This is a genomic window from Streptococcus mitis NCTC 12261 (genome assembly GCF_000148585.2).
GTDB lineage: Bacteria > Bacillota > Bacilli > Lactobacillales > Streptococcaceae > Streptococcus > Streptococcus mitis.
Genome location: NZ_CP028414.1, coordinates 379,045 through 397,417, shown reverse-complemented (window position 1 = coordinate 397,417; position 18,373 = coordinate 379,045). Strand labels below are relative to the sequence as shown.

Annotated in this window: 14 protein-coding genes, 17 tRNA genes, 1 rRNA gene and 1 pseudogene; 4 read left to right on the top strand and 29 right to left on the bottom strand. The window is 39.1% G+C overall.

The genetic code is table 11. The annotated features are described in order from the left end of the window. Positions 1–154: 154 nt before the first annotated feature. A complete protein-coding gene (locus tag SM12261_RS02200; RefSeq protein WP_000645152.1) occupies positions 155–1,045 on the bottom strand; it encodes a cation diffusion facilitator family transporter in 891 nt (296 codons plus the stop codon). A 132-nt stretch (positions 1,046–1,177) separates the two neighbouring features. Here SM12261_RS02200 and SM12261_RS02195 point away from each other — a divergent pair, with 132 nt between their 5' ends. After that, positions 1,178–1,714 carry a TetR/AcrR family transcriptional regulator gene (locus SM12261_RS02195; RefSeq protein WP_000207362.1) on the top strand — a complete coding sequence of 179 codons (537 nt, stop codon included), beginning with the start codon at positions 1,178–1,180 and terminating at the stop codon, positions 1,712–1,714. Positions 1,715–1,851: 137 nt separating this feature from the next. Here the strand turns inward: SM12261_RS02195 and SM12261_RS02190 are convergent, their stop codons facing one another. The 10 genes and pseudogenes from SM12261_RS02190 to SM12261_RS02140 form a co-directional block, all read right to left on the bottom strand. Continuing rightward, on the bottom strand, positions 1,852–3,372 hold the full coding sequence (locus SM12261_RS02190) for an ABC transporter permease/substrate-binding protein (protein WP_000182947.1): 1,521 nt from the start codon (positions 3,370–3,372) through the stop codon (positions 1,852–1,854). Further along, positions 3,365–4,093, bottom strand: a complete 729-nt coding sequence (locus SM12261_RS02185; RefSeq protein ID WP_000575245.1) for an ATP-binding cassette domain-containing protein — start codon at positions 4,091–4,093, stop codon at positions 3,365–3,367. The genes SM12261_RS02190 and SM12261_RS02185 overlap by 8 nt, the downstream gene beginning before the upstream one ends. 14 nt (positions 4,094–4,107) lie before the next feature. Then, positions 4,108–4,299 (bottom strand): annotated as a pseudogene (locus tag SM12261_RS02180) (nuclear transport factor 2 family protein); the annotation flags it as partial. A gap of 34 nt (positions 4,300–4,333) precedes the next feature. Then, on the bottom strand, positions 4,334–4,777 hold the full coding sequence (locus SM12261_RS02175; protein WP_000655212.1) for a MarR family winged helix-turn-helix transcriptional regulator: 444 nt from the start codon (positions 4,775–4,777) through the stop codon (positions 4,334–4,336). A 145-nt stretch (positions 4,778–4,922) separates the two neighbouring features. Beyond that, positions 4,923–6,116: an O-antigen ligase family protein gene (locus tag SM12261_RS02170; RefSeq protein ID WP_004238796.1), complete on the bottom strand. Its 1,194-nt coding sequence runs from the start codon at positions 6,114–6,116 to the stop codon at positions 4,923–4,925. Positions 6,117–6,253: 137 nt separating this feature from the next. Beyond that, positions 6,254–7,696: a sucrose phosphorylase gene (gtfA, locus tag SM12261_RS02165; RefSeq protein WP_001122355.1), complete on the bottom strand. Its 1,443-nt coding sequence runs from the start codon at positions 7,694–7,696 to the stop codon at positions 6,254–6,256. Between the two features lie 319 nt (positions 7,697–8,015). Further along, the gene (locus SM12261_RS02155; RefSeq protein ID WP_000711264.1) at positions 8,016–8,849 is read right to left on the bottom strand and encodes a carbohydrate ABC transporter permease; all 834 of its coding nucleotides are present in this window, start codon (positions 8,847–8,849) and stop codon (positions 8,016–8,018) included. A 16-nt stretch (positions 8,850–8,865) separates the two neighbouring features. Further along, complete coding sequence (locus SM12261_RS02150; RefSeq protein WP_001007715.1) at positions 8,866–9,738, bottom strand: carbohydrate ABC transporter permease; 873 nt, start codon at positions 9,736–9,738, stop codon at positions 8,866–8,868. Positions 9,739–9,756: 18 nt separating this feature from the next. Further along, positions 9,757–11,007 carry an extracellular solute-binding protein gene (locus tag SM12261_RS02145; RefSeq protein ID WP_000872420.1) on the bottom strand — a complete coding sequence of 417 codons (1,251 nt, stop codon included), beginning with the start codon at positions 11,005–11,007 and terminating at the stop codon, positions 9,757–9,759. A 34-nt stretch (positions 11,008–11,041) separates the two neighbouring features. Next, positions 11,042–13,204, bottom strand: a complete 2,163-nt coding sequence (locus SM12261_RS02140) for an alpha-galactosidase (RefSeq protein ID WP_078228323.1) — start codon at positions 13,202–13,204, stop codon at positions 11,042–11,044. A 107-nt stretch (positions 13,205–13,311) separates the two neighbouring features. Between SM12261_RS02140 and SM12261_RS02135 the strand changes: the two genes are divergently transcribed. From SM12261_RS02135 to SM12261_RS02125, 3 genes are all read left to right on the top strand, one after another. After that, positions 13,312–14,172: an AraC family transcriptional regulator gene (locus SM12261_RS02135; protein ID WP_000959991.1), complete on the top strand. Its 861-nt coding sequence runs from the start codon at positions 13,312–13,314 to the stop codon at positions 14,170–14,172. Further along, positions 14,169–15,104 (top strand): bifunctional biotin--[acetyl-CoA-carboxylase] ligase/biotin operon repressor BirA, encoded by a 936-nt coding sequence (birA, locus tag SM12261_RS02130; RefSeq protein WP_000844496.1) that lies wholly within the window; start codon positions 14,169–14,171, stop codon positions 15,102–15,104. Before SM12261_RS02135 ends, birA begins: the two co-directional genes overlap by 4 nt. A 148-nt stretch (positions 15,105–15,252) precedes the next feature. Next, positions 15,253–16,509: an ISL3 family transposase gene (locus tag SM12261_RS02125; protein WP_004238800.1), complete on the top strand. Its 1,257-nt coding sequence runs from the start codon at positions 15,253–15,255 to the stop codon at positions 16,507–16,509. A gap of 201 nt (positions 16,510–16,710) precedes the next feature. Here the strand turns inward: SM12261_RS02125 and SM12261_RS02120 are convergent. From SM12261_RS02120 to rrf, 18 genes are all read right to left on the bottom strand, one after another. Continuing rightward, positions 16,711–16,798: transfer RNA gene (locus SM12261_RS02120), tRNA-Ser, on the bottom strand. Positions 16,799–16,804: 6 nt separating this feature from the next. After that, positions 16,805–16,878 (bottom strand) — tRNA-Ile (locus SM12261_RS02115). Between the two features lie 34 nt (positions 16,879–16,912). After that, positions 16,913–16,983, bottom strand: a tRNA-Gly gene (locus SM12261_RS02110). 20 nt (positions 16,984–17,003) lie between these two features. Continuing rightward, positions 17,004–17,076 (bottom strand) — tRNA-Phe (locus SM12261_RS02105). Between the two features lie 3 nt (positions 17,077–17,079). Beyond that, positions 17,080–17,153 (bottom strand) — tRNA-Met (locus tag SM12261_RS02100). Positions 17,154–17,163: 10 nt separating this feature from the next. Then, a tRNA-Ser gene (locus SM12261_RS02095) sits at positions 17,164–17,253 on the bottom strand. A gap of 12 nt (positions 17,254–17,265) precedes the next feature. Next, positions 17,266–17,339 (bottom strand) — tRNA-Ile (locus SM12261_RS02090). A 13-nt stretch (positions 17,340–17,352) separates the two neighbouring features. Beyond that, positions 17,353–17,426: transfer RNA gene (locus SM12261_RS02085), tRNA-Met, on the bottom strand. A 5-nt stretch (positions 17,427–17,431) separates the two neighbouring features. Then, positions 17,432–17,505: transfer RNA gene (locus tag SM12261_RS02080), tRNA-Pro, on the bottom strand. A 15-nt stretch (positions 17,506–17,520) separates the two neighbouring features. After that, a tRNA-Arg gene (locus SM12261_RS02075) sits at positions 17,521–17,594 on the bottom strand. A gap of 11 nt (positions 17,595–17,605) precedes the next feature. Further along, positions 17,606–17,691, bottom strand: a tRNA-Leu gene (locus tag SM12261_RS02070). A gap of 7 nt (positions 17,692–17,698) precedes the next feature. Beyond that, positions 17,699–17,770: transfer RNA gene (locus SM12261_RS02065), tRNA-Gly, on the bottom strand. A gap of 22 nt (positions 17,771–17,792) precedes the next feature. Beyond that, positions 17,793–17,865, bottom strand: a tRNA-Thr gene (locus tag SM12261_RS02060). A gap of 18 nt (positions 17,866–17,883) precedes the next feature. Continuing rightward, a tRNA-Leu gene (locus SM12261_RS02055) sits at positions 17,884–17,965 on the bottom strand. A 5-nt stretch (positions 17,966–17,970) separates the two neighbouring features. Next, positions 17,971–18,043: transfer RNA gene (locus tag SM12261_RS02050), tRNA-Lys, on the bottom strand. A 23-nt stretch (positions 18,044–18,066) separates the two neighbouring features. Next, positions 18,067–18,139 (bottom strand) — tRNA-Asp (locus tag SM12261_RS02045). A 2-nt stretch (positions 18,140–18,141) separates the two neighbouring features. Continuing rightward, positions 18,142–18,214 (bottom strand) — tRNA-Val (locus SM12261_RS02040). 4 nt (positions 18,215–18,218) lie between these two features. Next, positions 18,219–18,334 (bottom strand): 5S ribosomal RNA (gene rrf, locus SM12261_RS02035). Between the last annotated feature and the right edge of the window lie 39 nt (positions 18,335–18,373).

The window sequence follows — 18,373 nt, the reverse complement described above, 5'->3', positions numbered from 1 at the left end:
TTTCAAATATGATACCAAAGAAACTGGAAAAAAAGTCTTTAAAAGCAAAAAGCGCATAGTATCAGACATTGAAAACCCTTGATACTATACGTTTTTTTGTATGAAGATTTACTTCATTTTCTCTTGAAATTGAGTTTTGTCTCAGCCGCTTTTTCTAGTGTTGATGCCCATGGGATTGCCCTAAGGCTGTTACCTTTCGCTTATGTTGCGCATGATTGCTTTGACTGGTGTCCACTTCGATAGTAATATTCTGCACACCTCTTTCTTCTAAGAGCTGACGTACTTGATTCTTTGTTTCCGTCATCTCCTCCCAATCCTCTAAACAGATATGGATAATAGCATTATTTTCTAGACCATCCATGGACCAAATGCTAAGTTGATTGACACTTTTGACATTGGTCAGAGCCTCCAAATCCTTCTCCAAATCACCTGTCTCTAGTCCTTCTGGCACAGCATCCAGGAAAATCTTGAGTGCGCTCCAAAATCGAGGAATAGCTTTTGTTAGAATGAAGATGGAAATGACAAGCGATAAGAGCGGATCAAGGATATACCAATCTGTAAATCGGAGGATAATCGCCATTAGAATGACAGCCAACCAACCTAGAGTATCTTCCAAAAAGTGCAGGCTCAGAATTGACTCGTTCTTTGTCTTTCCCTTACGAACTACTAGACTAGCTAGCACATTGATACTGACTGCAATGATTCCTAGCCAGAGGACGCCTTCGTCATTAACGGGCTGTGGATTCAAAAGTTTAGTTATATTTTCCAAGATCACTAGAATGGATCCTGTGATAAGAATCACAGCAGTCACTAGGGCCCCTAAAAGACTAAATCGCTTGTAACCCAAGGTGTATTGCCTATCTTCTTCTCTATTTGAGATTGTTTCTAAAAAGGCCGATATGCCGATTGCTATAGCATCTCCCAAGTCATGGATAGAATCAGCAAGAACAGCACTTGAACCGAAGATTCCTCCTGCGATAAACTCAACAATAGCATAGCTTAAATTTAAGAAAAAAGCTACCCAAACAGTATATTTTGCCTTCATCTTTCTCATTCCTTTGTTATAATAGATTTATGAATACCTTGTTCATTATCATTATCCACTAAAACTCAAAGAAAGGATAGAAGCAAAACGTCAGCTTTATTCATTTCTGAACAATTTGCCTCAAGTGTCCATATGACTACCATTGACCGCCGTATCAGCAAAACAAAAAAAGCCATCTATCAAGCTTTTCTACAACTTTTAAACGATAAGGGTTACGAAGCCACTACAGTTCAGGATATCATTGATCTCGCAGATGTGGGACGATCCACCTTTTACTGTCACTATGAGAGTAAGGAACTACTTCTGGACGCGCTTTGCCGCCACCTCTTCCATCATCTCTTTGAAAGAGAGCAACCCATTTCAACTGAGGACTACCTCGCCCACCTCTTTCTCCATTTTCAGAAAAACCAAGACCATATCACCAGTTTACTATTCTCCAAGAATGACTACTTCCTCCGTCAACTCCGGAGAGAGCTGGAGCACCACGTCTATCCCATGCTAACTGATGAGTTTAAAGAAGCACACCCAAGTCTGCCTGCTTCTTACCTCCAACACTTAGTCGTGTCCAACTTTATCGAGACATTGACCTGGTGGCTCAAAAAAGGACAAGACTTTACAGACCAAGAAGTTGTGCAGTTTTATCTAGACCTTCTCATTCCTAAAAATTGAATACAGATTAAAGCTCGGTTGCCTTATTTCTAGGCTACTGAGTTTTTTATCTTTTCAATAATCAAAAAAGCCCAGACGACATTGTCTGAGCGTTCTTCTATATTGTCGTTTAACCAAGTTGAGTTTAGCTTTTCAGGCTATTTCTTCAACAAACCTTGTTCTTGTAGAAACTCCTTGGCTACTTGCTCTGCTGACTTGCCTTCAACACCGACTTGGTAGTTGAGCTGGCTCATCTGGCTTTCAGTAATTTTACCAGCCAGTTTATTGAGAACTGTTTCCAACTCTGGATGTTTCTTGAGAAGAGCTTCTTTCATCAGTGGAGCTCCTTGATAAGGTGGGAAGAGTTGTTTGTCATCTTCTAAGACCTGTAAATCATAACGTGCCAATTCTGCATCAGTCGAATAGGCATCCGTGATTTGAATGTCACCTGACTGAATTGCCTGATAACGAAGAGCTGGCTCCATAGTCGCTACATTGAGATTGAGACCATACATTGACTGCAAGCCCTTATTTCCATCTTCACGGTCGTTAAACTCAAGTGTAAAGCCTGCCTTCAGCTGCCCTTCCACTTTTTTCAAGTCCGAAATGGTCTTCAAGCCATATTCTTGAGCAATTTTTTTCGGAACAGCTACAGCATAGGTATTTTGATAAGACATTGGTTTGAGATAGGCTAGATGATCCTGTTTGGCAATACCATCACGCGCCACCTGATAAACCTGCTCTGGCTCATGACTCACTTTAGGTGATGGCTGAAGTAAACTTTCAGTCACCGTACCGGTAAATTCAGGATAAATATCAATATCACCTTTTTTCAGAGCTTCATAGAGGAAGCTTGTTTTCCCAAAATTCGGTTTAACAGTCGCAGTCATACTGGTATTTTCTTCAATTAGCAACTTATACATATTGGCCAAAATTTCTGGTTCTGGACCCAATTTCCCAGCAATGATCAAGTTCTCTTTCTCTTTTTGAGCTAAGAGGGCTGGACTATAAGACAAACCGAGTAATATGGTCACCAAGGCAAAACCAGAAAAAATCGTCCGCAATTTTGCTTTTTCCATCACTTTTAGTAGGAAGTTAAAGGCAATAGCAAGCACTGCAGAAGAAAGTGCCCCGATCAAAATCAGACTGGCATTATTACGGTCAATTCCCAAAAGGATAAAGGAACCCAGCCCCCCTGCACCAATCAAGGCCGCCAAGGTTGCCGTACCGATAATTAAGACAGCTGCCGTCCTAATCCCAGACATCATAACAGGCATGGCAAGTGGAATTTCAAACTTCTTGAGTCGCTCCCACCTAGTCATCCCAAAGGCAATTCCAGCCTCTTGCAGACTCGGATCAATTCCCTTTAGCCCAGTGATGGTATTTTGCAAAATCGGAAAAATCGCATAAATCACTAGAGCTGTCAAAGCAGGCAAGGTCCCAATTCCCATCAAGGGGATAAAGAGTCCTAACAAGGCCAGAGACGGGATGGTCTGGAAAATCCCTGCAATCTGCAAAACCCAATCCGCCAACTTCTCATGATAGCGAAGATAAACAGCCAAGGGAATCGCTATAAAGATGGCCAGCAACAAGGTCAAAAGTGACAACTGCAAATGTTGAGATAGAGCTGTCAACCAATCACTAAAACGATCCTGAAAAGTTGCAATTAAATTAGTCATGAACACTACCTCCAAACAAGTCTGCTACAAAATCTGTTGCAGGAGCTTTTAAAATCGTCTCGGGATTCGCCACCTGACGAATCTCTCCATCCTGCAAGACAGCAATACGGTCCGCCAATTTCAAAGCTTCATCCGTATCATGGGTCACAAAAATCGTTGTCATCCCAAACTCTTTATGCAATTCTTTAGTCAGAACCTGCAACTGTTTGCGAGAAATAGCATCAAGAGCCGAAAAAGGTTCATCCATGAGGAGAATCTTAGGCTGACCAATCATAGCCCGTACAATTCCAACACGCTGCTGTTCTCCACCAGATAATTCATTAGGAAGTCGATGTCCATACTCAGCCACTGGTAAACCAACCTTAGCCAAAAGCTCTTCTGTTTTCTGAGCAATTTCTTCCTTAGTCCAGCCCTTCATCTCAGGAATCAGGGCAATATTTTCCGCAACTGTTAAATTGGGAAACAGAGCAATAGCCTGTAAAACATAACCAGTAGAAAGACGAAGTTCACGCTCATCATAGTCTTTGATGCGTTTACCATCCATATAAATATTTCCATCAGTCGGTTCCAAAAGACGGTTAATCATCTTGATCATGGTCGTCTTACCTGACCCAGAAGGTCCAACTAAAACCATAAACTCCCCATTCTTAATCCGTAAATTAACATCTCTCAAAACATCTTTTTCTGTGTAGCGCAAGACTACATTTTTGTATTCAATCATTCTTTGTCCTCATTTTAAAACTTTCCTCGATTGGTCAAGTCTTCTACCTTAGGCATAACTTCCTTATTATCCCAATGCTCCACAATTTTCCCGTTTTCTAGTCGGAAGCTATCGTACTGGGCATAGGCAACTCCACCAATCTGATTCTGACCATAGCTAACCACATAGTTTCCTTGTCCTAAGAGTTGGAAAACAAAGTCAAAAGTGGCCTTTACTTATAAACAGCTAATTTGCTCCATTTTAAACCTCATTTTCCTCCTCTTTCAGATTAACCAAAATTCTTTCTTGAAAGGCTTCAAACTGACGAATTTCTTCCTCGGTGAATCCTTTATAAAAGATCGTATCCAATTTCTGACTGACACGATGCCCCACTTCTTTCTGAGACTGCCCCAACTCTGTTAAAACCAAATACTTCTTACGCTTATCTTCTCCACATGGACTAATAGTTACAAGATTTTGTTCCTCTAGTTTTTTAATCATCGTCGTCAGAGTATTATTAGCAAGCCCAGTCGCAAGCGCAATATCTGTCGCAGTTGCGCAGCCAGTTTCACTATTCCATAAAACCGCTAAAATCTTCCCCTGTTCACTCCGATAAAGAGCATCAGGATCTTGGCTCAGTAACTTTTGAAAAAGCCGCCCATTCAACAAACGAATATGATGAGCTAGCAAATGACTATCTTTCATGACACCTCCAATTTATTTCCATATCGAAACGAATAAAACAATTGTAACACTCATCGTTCCAACTGTCAACTATTTCGATTTAGAAATAATTTTTCCCAGTAAAAAAATCTCCTACCCAAGGTAGAAGATTTCAATCTTATAAAACTTAATCCGTCATGTCTGATACCAACGTTCGATGCTCCAATGGAACACTGCACATAACTAGCAAGAAAATGAAACCTGACTGAATCCAGAAGAGGGCCAAGTCAAAGATTCCGTGCACAGCAACCACTGTAAGGAAAGATAGATAAAGACCGATAATCGGGCGTTTCCCCGACTCCTGACTCATATCCATCATCAAGCGAACAGGAGCCACAGAAGACAAAACTAGTAAAATAGTCCCTACAATTCCGTAACTCAGAATCGTATCAATATAAAGACTGTGAGCATGTTCATGATAAGGAGCATTTATCCGAGGATACGAGTGCATGTAGGTCAATGGCCCTTCACCCCAAAAAGGATTTTGCTTAAACAAGGCCATCCCAGCATCCCAGATAGAAATGCGTTCTTCCATAGAAGAGTCTAAAGTCCCCATCCGAACTCCCAAATCACTAGAAAAGAGGAAGCTCAAGCCAATCGCAAAGACCCCAATACTAAGCCAAAAGGCCTTCCAGTTTTTAATGGTCGTAAAGAGATAGATAATGGCACCAGCGATAATAGCAGGAAAGGCAGTTCGATTTTGCGTAAAGTTCAAACCAAAGAGATTCACAAAGCCTGCAATCACACAGAATACTTTCAACCAATTCAACTTGGTCGTTGTAAACAGATAGAAGGCAATCATGATACAGAAACAACAAATAATTCCATAATAATTAGGATTAAAGAAGGTCACTTCTGCACGATTCTGATGCCACACCTGCATGTTAGGTGAAAGAAAAGCATAGTTGAATTTCTTCACAATTTGGAAATGTTCTAAACTCGCAAAAGCAGCTGACAAAACGCTACCAAACAAGACGAGCTGCAAAATCAATCGAAAGAATTTATGTGATAAAATCGACTGATAATGCAAAAAGAAAACAGTAAATAGAAAAATTCCTACTGAGGCCACAACTCCCATCCAATTTTGTGCAAAAACGGATATAACAGTACTATAGCCAAGAAAAAGAAGTAGCATCGGATGCTCCCCCATTTTCTGAAGAATACTTTTCATGTCTCCTGTGAAAATTAAACTGATAATATATAAACAGAATACAACTACAAAAAGATAAAAGGGTAAAAAGATACTCAGGATAATTCCCAATAAAATCAGCTCTTTACTAGACAACCCTTTCAGCTTTTCAATAAAGCCTATTGATTTCAAAATGAATCCTTTCTCTCCAAATCAGTTGATTCAGATAATAGTAAGCTACCCTTTATTGTACCACTTTTTTAGCAATTTGAAAACAAAGGAAACGTTTTCTAAAATAAAAACCCTATTTTATCAACCATATCAAGTCTTCAAAATGTTACTTCAATTCCGTTCTCAATTACTCGATAAGTCTGATTTTGCAAATCAATTTCTGCTACTGCTGTTACGGACTTATCTTTATTTTGACGTTTGATTACAATGCTGTGGGCTGTTGGTGTTTCAACGTCAATAGTTCCTTCTAAATCAAATGCTACTGATCGATTACGGAAAGAAAATAGATTGAGAAGGGCCTTCACTACAGGACGTTGGACTTCTTCTGCTATTTCCTCATTGCTATAGTAATGACGATTAATATTTCGACCTACTTTAGTTTCTTCTAATAATTTCAAATCATTCTTGCCTGCTAATAGACCTACATAGTAAACTTGAGGAATACCTGGAGCAAATGCTTGAATTAATCGTGCAAGGAAATACTTGACATCATCATCTCCAAGCGCAGAATAATAGGTTGAATTGATTTGGTAGATATCTAAATTATTATACTCGGCACTGGAGTACTTACGTTTGACATTAGCTCCAACCTTATAGAGTTCATTTGAAGCATAGTCAATCTCCTCATCTGTCAAGATATCCTTGACATCCACCACTCCAATCCCATCATGGGTGTCTAGCGTCGTAAATTGCTTCATTGGGCTCATCTTTAACCACTTAGCCAAACGCTCTGTTCTGGAACTGTAAAGAGTATAAAGTGTCACCATTGGAAGAGCAAAATCATAAACATAGTAATCATGGTCTGCTATTTTAAACTGAATCGAATAATGTTCATGAATCTCAGGTAAGAGCTCTGTCCCATACTCAGCAGCGATATCTCGAACTTTGTCCAATAAATCCCAAATATCTGGTTCTACAAAGAAATCATTAGTATCCAATTTCTTCACTGCATAAGCAAAGGCGTCTAGACGAATCAAATCACACCCATTACTTGCCAAGTGCTGAATGGTCTTACGGATAAATTCCATAGTTACTTCTTTGGTCACATCAAGATCAATCTGCTCCTCACCAAAGGTATTCCACAAATGTTCGACTGACCCATCTTCAAAAACAATCTCTTGCTTTGGTGCACGATCCTTACGCTTGTAAATTAAATCTACATCAGACTGTGTCGGACGGTTTTCTGGCCAAAACTTATCCCAGTTTAAAAAGAGATCTTTAAATTCACTGGCTTCATGTTTTTCTTGATAGTCCTTATAATACTTAGATTGACGAGAAATATGATTAATCATAAAGTCAAACATAAGATAATATTTCTCACCTAAACGCTTAACATCCTCCCAATCACCAAAAGCTGAATCCACTTCGTCGTAGTCAACTGGCGCAAATCCACGATCACCTGTTGATGGGAAAAATGGTAGAAGGTGAACTCCCCCAATAGCATCTCCAAAATACTCTTCCAAATTCTCATATAAGTCTTTAAGATTATTTCCCAGACTATCTGAATAGGTAATCAACATGGTTTTATTCTGAATTGGCATCATTACTCTCCTTTTTCTAATTGAAGCCAAGTCTTATATGACTTGGCTTCGTAAATCAAGTTCATGTTATACTCTTCGAAAATCTCTTCAAATCACGTCAGCTTTATCTGCAACCTCAAAGCTGTGCTTTGAGCAACCTGCGGCTAGCTTCCTAGTTTGCTCTTTGATTTTCATTGAGTATTAAATCTCTGTTTATCATCAAACTCGTACTAATATAGACTGTGATAAACTAAGTACTACTTTCTTGTTTTCTACATAGAATTATCAACAAGCTGAACCCTTCCTCTGTGTCAAAGACTATAGATTCTATGAGTTCTTCTTACTTCACTGCTCCGTTGCTCATGCCTGAAATAATATGTTTTTGGAAGATGAGGTAGACGACAGTAATTGTTACAATTCCTACAATATAGGATGCAAAACTTGGCCCATAGTCATTAAAATACTGACCTTGGTAGTTGTACTGGAAGAGAGGCAAAGTCCACAGCTTGGAATCCTTATTCAAAATTAACAATGGCAACATAAAGTCATTCCAGAACCATAATGCATTGATAATCAAGGTTGTAGCATGCATGGGCTTCAGCATTGGAAAAATAATCCGACGGTAAGTTGTAAATCGATCAGCCCCATCAATTTCTGCAGCTTCATCTAAACTATCTGGTACACTGATTTTAATATAACCAACATACAAGAAGAGAGTCTGTGGAATTGCATAAGTTAGATAAAGTAGTACCAACCCCCACATATTTGCCAGGCCGAGTTTGCTCATCATAACTGTGATAGGAATCATAATCACCTGAAATGGAACAAATATCCCTAAAATCAATAGTGAATACATAATTGCAAAGGCTTTTTTCTTGGACATATTTCGAGCAATGGAATAGGCTGCAGCTGGTATAAAGAAGGCTACTACAATCAATGATAACACCGTAATAACAGCTGAATTCCAGAAATAGCCTCCAATCCCATCCGAAACCAATCGTTCATAATTGCTTAATGTAAAAGGATTGGGCAAACCAAAGAAATGATTCATGATATCCTTGGTTGTCTTGAAGGAACTAAAAACCGTTACCAACAAAGGAACAAGTATGAGAATACCACCTACTATCAAGAGAACATACTTCCAAAACTGATTCAATTTTTCTTCTTTTTTCATGTGTAAGACTCCCCTATTAGATTTCAAATTTCTTTGATAGTTTGATTTGGATAAGAGAAACAATTCCAATAATTAAGAATAAAATCAAGGCAATTGCATTCGCATATCCATATTGATTACTCTTGAAGGCATAGTTATAGACTAAAAGACCAAGAGACGTTGTAGCATTATTAGGACCACCACTCGTCAAAGCAAAAATTTGGTCAAAGGCAGTCAAACCGGACTTAAGAGCTAGGATAAAAACCATAGAAATCGTTGGCAACAAATATGGTAATTCAATCTTCCAAAAAGTTTGTTTGCTTGTTGCACCATCAATTGATGCCGCCTCCAAAATATCAGATGGAATACTCTGAAGACCAGCAAGAAAGAGAATAATTGGCATTGCTACTCCTTGCCATAGAAGAACAAAAATAGTTGCTACTACCGCACCGATCGGTGTTCCTAATAGACTTTCTTGTAAAAAACTAATCCCTAAAATTTTTCCAATCGTTGGAAGACCATAGTTGAAGAATTGTTTAAAAATCAAGGAAACTGTCAAACCAGACAAAACCGCCGGGAAAAAGAACCATGCTCTAAAGAAGGTCTGCCCTTTCATCTTAGAATTTAAGGCTCGAGCGACAACCATCCCAATTGTAATCTCTCCAATAATCAATGCCAGGGTTAAAATCAAAGTAAAAGCAATGGCTGTGAAGAATTTCCCATCAATCATCAGCAATTTATAGTTATTCAGACCAACAAATTTATAATTATAGGTCAATCCAGTCCAGTTAGTCAAACTATAGAAAGCACCTTGTACCATCGGAAAGTAAAAGAAGATAGCTTGTAATGCAAGCGGGATGAGCAAAAAAGTCCAACCCCAGTATTTATTTAAAATTTTTCGAATAGCCATATCATCTTAACTCCTATTCTAGTCCAAATCTGCCTTCATTGGATTAAAGAAAGCATTGAGATTGTTTGCCATATTTTTCAGATTTTTATCCATCAAGTAACCTGCACTTAGATTGAAAAAATCTTCTTCAGAATTCCAGTGTTGGCCCAACCAAACATAATGTTTATCCGTAAATGCTAGTTTAGAAATCTCTGCAAGTGCTGAATCTTCTTTTTCCTGTATACCTTTCACAGCAACTGGTGAACCATCTACATCATAATATGCCTGCATAGCTTTTGGACTAGTCATATAGCTGATAAATTCTTCGGTTTCTTTAGGATGTTTGGTCGTAGCTGAAGTTGATAATGCCATGTCCCCTGCACCAACAGTGACTTCTTTTCCTACTTCTTCTCCTGGGAAGGCAAACATCCCCACATCAAATTTTGGATCCTGTTGATTAATTGCCGCTAATGCCCATGATCCTTGTGGCATCATAAAAGCTTTTTCATTCGAGAATGCTACCACCGCATCATTATAAGAGGCACCACGCCATCCATCTTGAGCATTGTCTGCCAACAAATCTAGTCGTTCTGCATCTGCTTTTAAAATAGCATCATCTACAGAAATAGCATTTGGTTTTGAAAAGCGAAGATAGTTATTAGCTGCGTCTCCACTGCCTGTAATGGTAATGAGAGAAAGTTGGTGATAACCGTTTAATGTCCATCCTTCATTGCCTGCAACTGCAAACGGAGAATTCCCACTATCTTTTATCTTTTTAACAATCTCTTGAAACTCTTTAAAAGTCTTCGGTTCCTCAAGTCCTAATTCTTTAAACTTTGTTTTATTGTAATAGATTCCATAAAGGTTAGCAGTTAAAGGCACACTATAAATCTTGTTATTGATTGCATACTTTTCTGCATAGTCATTCTTAATATTCTCAAGATAAGATTTCCCTGTCATATCTGCAAAGTAACCTGCTTTTGCCCACTCCTGAAAATCCATATTTTGAGGATAGATATTAACAATATCTGGAACATCTCCTGATAAAATCCGAGTCTTCAGAACAATACCAGCTGCCGGAACAGTCGTCAGTTTTACATCAATAGTAGGATGATCCTTTTCAAAATTATCTACAATTTTTTGCAAAGTATCCGCCATTTCGGTCTTCTGGTTAAAAAATTCAATCGTTACCTTTCCATCAGTCGATTGATTATTCTGACCACAAGCTGCTAGACCTAGTAAACTAGCCCCAGCGACTAAAAGAAAACCTGCTTTCTTATACCATTTCATTGGAAAGCCTCCTTTATAAATTTATACACCTTTATTATAGTCTTCTAAAAATATACTGTCTACTCAAAAAATCTCCTTGGGATAAGATAACAGTTAAGCCTGCATACATGAGTTCTGCACCTGAGTAAACTTCTCCATTTTCCTGTAATTCATACAGTCCCTCTTCATCCAAATCTTTTAACTTTAAAGTTGTTTCCATGGTCTCTACAACTGACAAAACGCGAACGTAGGTTACAATCGTTTGATTTTTGTAATTAAATTGTACAGCTGCTTCATTGGATGCAGACTCGGGATTGATTAACCTATACTGTTGTCCTAACTGAACTACTGGTCGTAATTCTTTATACAAGTTCACCTGATTAGCAATCTCAGCTTTCTCTTCATCTGATAAACTTGTCAAATCAAGCTCATATCCCAAATTTCCCATCATTGCTACATGACCACGTGTTTCTAATGGTGTCGTTCGCCCCATCTGATGATTCGGTACTGCTGACACATGAGCCCCCATAGAAATGGTTGGATAGAGATAAGATGAACCGTATTGAATTGGTAAACGTGCAATAGCATCAGTATTATCACTAGTCCAGACTTGTGGGAAATAGCGCATCATACCCAGATCATTTCGTCCACCACCACCAGAGCAGGACTCAAAGAGAATATGGCTGTGCTTCTCTGTCAGATAAGAAACGAGTTCGTAAAGCCCCAACATGTACTGATGAGATTGCATCTTTGTCTCTAGATAAGTAAAGCCATTTCCTAGGTTGGTCATATTACGATTCATATCCCATTTAATATAATCAATCTCATGATAAGATAGGAGTTGATCTAAGACATTTTTCAAGTATTCTACTACCTGAGGATTGGCAAGATTAAGTACTAATTGATTCCGAGAATAAGTATGCTCATAACCAGGAACCTGAATAGCCCAGTCAGGATGTTTACGATACAAATCACTATCTACAGAAATCATTTCAGGTTCTAACCAAAGTCCAAACTGCAAACCTCTTTCATGGATAGCTGAAATCAGACTTTCTAGGCTTCCACCCAGTTTTTTCTCATTAACAACCCAATCACCTAAAGCACGATTATCATCAAAACGATTGCCAAACCAACCATCATCTAATACAAAAAGTTCAATGCCAACTTTCTTAGCTTCATCAGCTAGCTCTAACAGTTTTTCTCTCTGAAAGTCAAAGTAAGTAGCTTCCCAGTTATTAATTAGAATTGGGCGTTCTTTTGTAGAAAATTTACTTGGCATAATGTGCTTCAGTACAAAATTCTGACTTGCATGACTAACACCAGTTAATCCCTTGTCTGAATAGGTCATTAAAGCTACCGGTGTTTCAAAGTATTCCTCAGGGTCTAACTTCCAAGAAAAGTTTTCCGGATTAATCCCAATAGCCAGCCGAACTTCATTCAATTGATTCTTTTGAACAAAAGCTTCAAAGTTTCCACTATACATTAGTTGAATAGCAAACACATTCCCTGCATCCTCTGTGATTCCTTGATCACAGAGTAGAAGAGCTGGTGTTTGAGCATGCCCAGAAGCTCCACGGTTCGAACTAATTGAAAAGATTCCTTGTTCTACCTGTTGACGTCGAACAGTCTTTTCACGAGCATAAGCACCCTGCAGAGTTACGATTTCGTAAGCTGCCGCTGGAAAATCAGCCATAAAAGAAAAGTCTTTATGAATGACAACTTCCTGATTACTATTATTCACTAATTTACTGTAGCTAGCAATAGTCGAATCATTATCAAAAGCAGTATAATACAAATTCAGACTAAGTTGAGCCTTAGAATCTTCTAACATTAAGACAAGAGTCTCTGTATTATCCATGCTATGTGGAGAAGGTAAGCCCTGTGGACCATTCTGACCTTTTAAACTTTTTGCTTCTACAAATCGAAAGTCTGTTACTTCAGTTACACTATGCTGAATCTGTATAGTTGGTTTCCTAAAATCTCCTAAGCCATGTTGCCCAAAAATATGACGTTGAGTATCTAAACTAAAGGTTCGATTAGTAGCTGTTGGATTTCCTGAAAAGGCATGGTCCCGTTCATAAACACTATTGGAACCTTTATAGTTCTTAATAGTCTTTCCTAAATGTTTCAAAAGTAAGTAGCCATTTCGATTTTCAATAATCAAACTTAGATTTTTACTTTCAACATAAAATAGATTATTCTCTATCCTAACTCCCATTTACTTCACCTCATCACTTTATAGATTATATTTTATCATCTGAAAACGCTTTCCGAAATAGAAAAATGTCTCAAGAATATGGTAAAATGTTAGGTAGGAGGTAGCACATGCTAGTTTTTTCAGAATACCAGACTGGAACAATTGACCTTTCCCTAAGCTTTTATGGATATGAGGAATGCACACCAAATTACTCTTTTGGTCCAACAATTCGAGATACATACGTCCTACATTACATTACTAAAGGACAAGGAAAATTTCATTACAAGGGTAAAATTGTTGATTTAAAAGAAGGAGATTTCTTTCTATTAAAACCAGATGAACTAACCTTTTATCAAGCAGATAGTAAAGAACCTTGGGCCTACTACTGGTTAGGAATCACTGGAGGGAAAGCTCCTGATTATTTTGCTCTTTCTCAAATTTCTGACCAATCTTATCTCATCCAATCTGAAACTTGTCATACCCAGACTACTGCAAAACTCATCTCAGACATTGTCCGCTTCGCTCAGATTACCAAATCAAATGAATTAGCTCAACTCCATATCATGGGACAACTCCATGAACTGATGTTTCATCTGGGAACTATTGCTCCCAATCAGAAGAAAAAGAATATTTCATCGACCCACCAACTCTATCTTGAATGCAAACGATTAATTGATAGCCACTATCCTCAATCACTTACAATTCAAGATTTAGCAAAAGAACTATCCGTTCACAGAAGCTACTTATCAAGCGTATTCAAAGAATTTAACACCTTATCTCCAAAAGAATACCTACTATACGTTCGAATGTATCGAGCTAAACAACTCCTCGAAAATACCCAAGAGTCAATCAAGGTAATTGCGTACTCGGTAGGCTTTTCAGATCCACTACATTTTTCGAAAGCTTATAAACAATACTTTAATCAGACTCCAAGTCAAACAAGAAAAGAATATTCTCAACACCAACTAGTGAGAAAGGAAACACTATGAAATCATACCAAGCCGTCTACCAAATTCTAGCTAAAGAAACCGATTATATCAGCGGAGAAAAGATTGCAGAAGAACTATCACTGACCCGAACATCAATTTGGAAAGCCATCAAGCGTTTAGAACAAGAAGGCATTGAAATTGATAGTATCAAAAACAAAGGCTATAAACTGGTGAATGGGGATCTTATTCTTCCGGAACTCCTAGAACAAAATCTTCCAATTAAAATCAGTTTTAAATCCGAAACAAGATCAACTCAACTCGATGCAAAAGAAGCAATTGATTTAGGGAATGAAGCAAACACTCTCTATCTAGCTTCCTATCAAACAGCTGGCCGAGGCCGTTTTCAACGTTCTTTCTACTCACCCCAAGGTGGCATTTATATGACACTCCATCTCAAACCAAATCTTCCCTATGAGAAATTACCATCCTACACACTACTTGTAGCAGGAGCTATCTACAAAGCCATTAAGAACCTAACTTTAATAGATGTCGACATAAAATGGGTCAATGACATCTACCTCAAAAATCATAAAATTGGAGGAATCCTCACTGAGGCAACGACATCTGTAGAAACAGGCTTAGTCACAGATATCATTATTGGAGTAGGAATCAACTTTACTATTAAAGACTTCCCTCAAGAATTAAAAGAAAAAGCTGCTAGTTTATTTAATGTACCAGCACCTATTACCAGAAATGAATTAATTATCGAAATATGGCGCACTTTCTTCGAAACACCAGCAGATGAGTTGTTATACCTATATAAAAAACAGTCATTTGTTCTTGGAAAAGAAGTTACTTTTACACTAGATCAAAAAGACTACAAAGGACTTGCTAAAAATATCTCTGAAAATGGAAAGCTTTTGGTGCAATGTGATAACGGAAAAGAAATCTGGCTCAATAGCGGAGAAATTTCACTCAAGAATTGGAAGTAATAATAAACGAGAACAACCATAAAATGGCTCTATAATATTTGTAGTGGGTAAATCCCCTATAGATATTATGGAGCCGTTTTTATTGTAGAAAAAAAGTCCCATAAGATCTATAATGAAAAGCGACCAAACCATCATTAGAAAGAATCCTATGGAACAATTACATTTTATCACAAAACTACTAGACATTAAAGACCCTAATATCCAATTTATGGATGTCATCAATAGGAATACCCACAAAGAAATCATCGCTAAACTGGACTATGAGGCCCCATCTTGCCCTGATTGTGGAAGGCAAATGAAGAAATATGACTTTCAAAAACCGTCTAAGATCCCTTACATAGAAACGACTGGTATGGCTACTAGAATTCTACTTAGAAAACGTCGTTTTAAGTGCTATCAGTGTTCAAAAATGATGGTTGCTGAGACTCCTCTAGTAAAGAAAAATCATCAAATCCCTCGTATCATCAACCAAAAAATTGCTCAGAAGCTGATTGAAAAAACTTCTATGACCGATATTGCCCATCAGCTGGCCATCTCAACTTCAACTGTCATTCGCAAGCTCAATGACTTCCGTTTTAAGTCTGATTTTTCTCGTCTGCCTGAGATTATGTCTTGGGATGAGTACTCCTTTACAAAGGGAAAAATGAGTTTCATTGCACAAGATTTTGAAAAGCTCAATATCATCACTGTTCTCGAGGGAAGAACACAAGCTATTATTCGAAATTACTTTCTTAAATATGATAGAGTCGTCCGATGTCGAGTGAAAATCATTACTATGGATATGTTTAGCCCTTACTATGACTTGGCTAAAAAGCTTTTTCCAAACGCTAAAATCGTGTTGGATCGTTTCCATATTGTCCAACACATGAGCCGTGCTATGAGTCGTATGCGTGTCCAAATCATGAATCAGTTTCATCGAAAATCCCATGAATACAAGGCTATCAAGCGTTACTGGAAACTCATCCAACAAGATAGTCGGAAACTCAGCTATAAACGTTTTTATCGCCCTACTTTTCGCATGCACTTGACGAATAAAGAAATTCTAGACAAGCTTTTGAGCTATTCAGAAGACTTGAAACACCACTACCATCTCTATCAACTCTTGCTTTTTCACTTTCAGAATAAGGAACCGGATAAATTTTTCGGGCTCATTGAGGACAATCTAAAGCAGGTTCATCCTCTTTTTCAGACTGTCTTTAAAACCTTCCTCAAGGATAAAGAGAAAATTGCCAACGCCCTTCAACTACCCTATTCCAACGCCAAACTGGAAGCCACCAATAATCTTATCAAACTTATCAAGCGCAATGCCTTTGGATTTCGGAACTTTGAAAACTTCAAAAAACGGATTTTTATCGCTCTGAATATCAAAAAAGAAAGGACGAAATTTGTCCTTTCTAGATATTAGCTTTTCTTCAACCCACTACAGTTGACAAAGAGCCCATAAAATCAACAATATATAAAGATTTTAGCTTTTCTGCAACCCACTACAGTTGCAAAGAGCGCAAAAAAACTTCAGATAAGTAATCCAATTAAGTTTTACAAATCTGAAGTTTTTATTCTACTATTCTTAAAAATACAAAAAAAGAGTTATAAACTCTCAATAAAACGGAGAATAAGGGATTCGAACCCTTGCGCCAGTTACCCGACCTAACGATTTAGCAAACCGTCCTCTTCAGCCTCTTGAGTAATTCTCCTATTAATGGGCACGAGTGGACTCGAACCACCGACCTCACGCTTATCAGGCGTGCGCTCTAACCACCTGAGCTACGCGCCCAAGTTAAAAACTTGGTAATTTGAACAAAGTTCAAAGCGGGTGACGAGAATCGAACTCGCGACAACAGCTTGGAAGGCTGTAGTTTTACCACTAAACTACACCCGCATAAATACTATAAATAAAAATGGCGCGAGACGGAATCGAACCGCCGACACATGGAGCTTCAATCCATTGCTCTACCAACTGAGCTACCGAGCCTTATTGCGGGAGCAGGATTTGAACCTACGACCTTCGGGTTATGAGCCCGACGAGCTACCTAGCTGCTCCATCCCGCGTTAATACAAAAGGAGGATGTGGGATTCGAACCCACGCACGCTTTTACACGCCTGACGGTTTTCAAGACCGTTCCCTTCAGCCGGACTTGGGTAATCCTCCATACTATTCAAATGGACCTTGTAGGACTTGAACCTACGACCACTCGGTTATGAGCCGAGAGCTCTAACCAGCTGAGCTAAAGGTCCAACAAGATCTTTATAGCGGCGAAGGGGATCGAACCCCCGACCTCCCGGGTATGAACCGGACGCTCTAGCCAGCTGAGCTACACCGCCATATATCGGGAAGACAGGATTCGAACCTGCGACACCTTGGTCCCAAACCAAGTACTCTACCAAGCTGAGCTACTTCCCGAGTTAAATAGAAAAATGCACCCTAGAGGAGTCGAACCTCTAACCGCCTGATTCGTAGTCAGGTACTCTATCCAGTTGAGCTAAGGGTGCTCATTATATTATGCCGAGGACCGGAATCGAACCGGTACGATCGTTACCAATCGCAGGATTTTAAGTCCTGTGCGTCTGCCAGTTCCGCCACCCCGGCCTCTCTAAGCGAACGACGGGATTCGAACCCGCGACCCCCACCTTGGCAAGGTGGTGTTCTACCACTGAACTACGTTCGCACTGTTTTCTTCTATCTAAAAATGCCGGCTACATGACTTGAACACGCGACCCTCTGATTACAAATCAGATGCTCTACCAACTGAGCTAAGCCGGCTCATTTATTATATCTTAATGCGGGTTAAGGGACTTGAACCCCCACGCCGTTAAGCGCCAGATCCTAAATCTGGTGCGTCTGCCAATTCCGCCAAACCCGCATATATGACCCGTACTGGGCTCGAACCAGTGACCCATTGATTAAAAGTCAATTGCTCTACCAACTGAGCTAACGAGTCTAAAATAACTTACGTTATTCTAACGGTCCCGACGGGAATCGAACCCGCGATCTTCGCCGTGACAGGGCGACGTGATAACCGCTACACTACGGGACCTTTGGGAGTTAACGGGATCGAACCGCTGACCCTCTGCTTGTAAGGCAGATGCTCTCCCAGCTGAGCTAAACTCCCTAGAGCTAAGCGACTTCCATATCTCACAGGGGGCAACCCCCAACTACTTCCGGCGTTCTAGGGCTTAACTTCTGTGTTCGGCATGGGTACAGGTGTATCTCCTAGGCTATCGTCACTTAACTCTGAGTAATACCTACTCAAAATTGAATATCTATTCAA

Coding starts and splice junctions, on each gene's coding strand:
- SM12261_RS02200 (WP_000645152.1), bottom strand. CDS start 1,045: ATGAAGGCAAAATATACTGTTTGGGTAGCTTTTTTCTTAAATTTAAGC.
- SM12261_RS02195 (WP_000207362.1), top strand. CDS start 1,178: ATGACTACCATTGACCGCCGTATCAGCAAAACAAAAAAAGCCATCTAT.
- SM12261_RS02190 (WP_000182947.1), bottom strand. CDS start 3,372: ATGACTAATTTAATTGCAACTTTTCAGGATCGTTTTAGTGATTGGTTG.
- SM12261_RS02185 (WP_000575245.1), bottom strand. CDS start 4,093: ATGATTGAATACAAAAATGTAGTCTTGCGCTACACAGAAAAAGATGTT.
- SM12261_RS02175 (WP_000655212.1), bottom strand. CDS start 4,777: ATGAAAGATAGTCATTTGCTAGCTCATCATATTCGTTTGTTGAATGGG.
- gtfA (WP_001122355.1), bottom strand. CDS start 7,696: ATGCCAATTCAGAATAAAACCATGTTGATTACCTATTCAGATAGTCTG.
- SM12261_RS02155 (WP_000711264.1), bottom strand. CDS start 8,849: ATGAAAAAAGAAGAAAAATTGAATCAGTTTTGGAAGTATGTTCTCTTG.
- SM12261_RS02150 (WP_001007715.1), bottom strand. CDS start 9,738: ATGGCTATTCGAAAAATTTTAAATAAATACTGGGGTTGGACTTTTTTG.
- SM12261_RS02145 (WP_000872420.1), bottom strand. CDS start 11,007: ATGAAATGGTATAAGAAAGCAGGTTTTCTTTTAGTCGCTGGGGCTAGT.
- SM12261_RS02140 (WP_078228323.1), bottom strand. CDS start 13,204: ATGGGAGTTAGGATAGAGAATAATCTATTTTATGTTGAAAGTAAAAAT.
- SM12261_RS02135 (WP_000959991.1), top strand. CDS start 13,312: ATGCTAGTTTTTTCAGAATACCAGACTGGAACAATTGACCTTTCCCTA.
- birA (WP_000844496.1), top strand. CDS start 14,169: ATGAAATCATACCAAGCCGTCTACCAAATTCTAGCTAAAGAAACCGAT.
- SM12261_RS02125 (WP_004238800.1), top strand. CDS start 15,253: ATGGAACAATTACATTTTATCACAAAACTACTAGACATTAAAGACCCT.